At 60.9% G+C, this 460-nt stretch carries 2 protein-coding genes; both read right to left on the bottom strand.

Features of this window, described 5'->3' with window-relative positions; all coding sequences use genetic code 11:
- Positions 1 to 122: 122 nt before the first annotated feature.
- On the bottom strand, positions 123 to 332 hold the full coding sequence (locus tag EOA60_RS36950; protein WP_127336120.1) for a hypothetical protein: 210 nt from the start codon (positions 330 to 332) through the stop codon (positions 123 to 125).
- Positions 333 to 349: 17 nt separating this feature from the next.
- Positions 350 to 460 (bottom strand): DUF2188 domain-containing protein (locus EOA60_RS36945; protein WP_164899967.1); only part of this gene is annotated, 111 nt, incomplete at its 5' end.

The following is a 460-nucleotide window of genomic DNA, read 5'->3' as shown; positions in this document are numbered from 1 at the left end:
GGCTGACAGACAACCCCGATCTCCCGCCACGGACGGCGGTTTAGCGACCGGCGTTGATGCGTTCAAAGGCGGCGCAACCAGATACCGGGAGTGAAGAGACGCTGTACGGCTCCGTGGCCACATCAGCGCAAGCGCTTCTTCATGCGCTCGATCTGCTCGGGCCTGCCCTCGAAGACATAGCCGTCGCGCGTCTTCTTCATCCGCACGCCAGGACCGGCAGCCTTCTTCAGACTGTCTTTGATGTGTTTTTCCATGCTGCGCGTCAGCTCGCGCTGAAGCTGAGTGGCGGACGTGAGCTTGCGGCCATTGAAGCGCATTTCAATACCGGCCATCGCATTCTCCTTTTGTGTCAGCCCTTCGGCGGGAAGGGATCGTTGCCATAGGTGTTGCGCTCGCGGATACGGCCATTCTCGCCGTGAATGAACATCTCGGAGCCCTGGTTGCGTGCGAGTTCCCGGGC

Source organism: Mesorhizobium sp. M1A.F.Ca.IN.020.06.1.1, assembly GCF_004023265.1.
In the GTDB taxonomy this organism is placed as follows: Bacteria; Pseudomonadota; Alphaproteobacteria; order Rhizobiales; family Rhizobiaceae; genus Mesorhizobium.
The sequence above is the reverse complement of the archived record's forward strand: the minus strand, read 5'-3'. Positions and strand labels throughout refer to the sequence as shown.

Excerpts from the sequence above, each read along its gene's own strand:
- EOA60_RS36950 (WP_127336120.1), bottom strand. The coding sequence starts at position 332 with ATGGCCGGTATTGAAATGCGCTTCAATGGCCGCAAGCTCACGTCCGCC.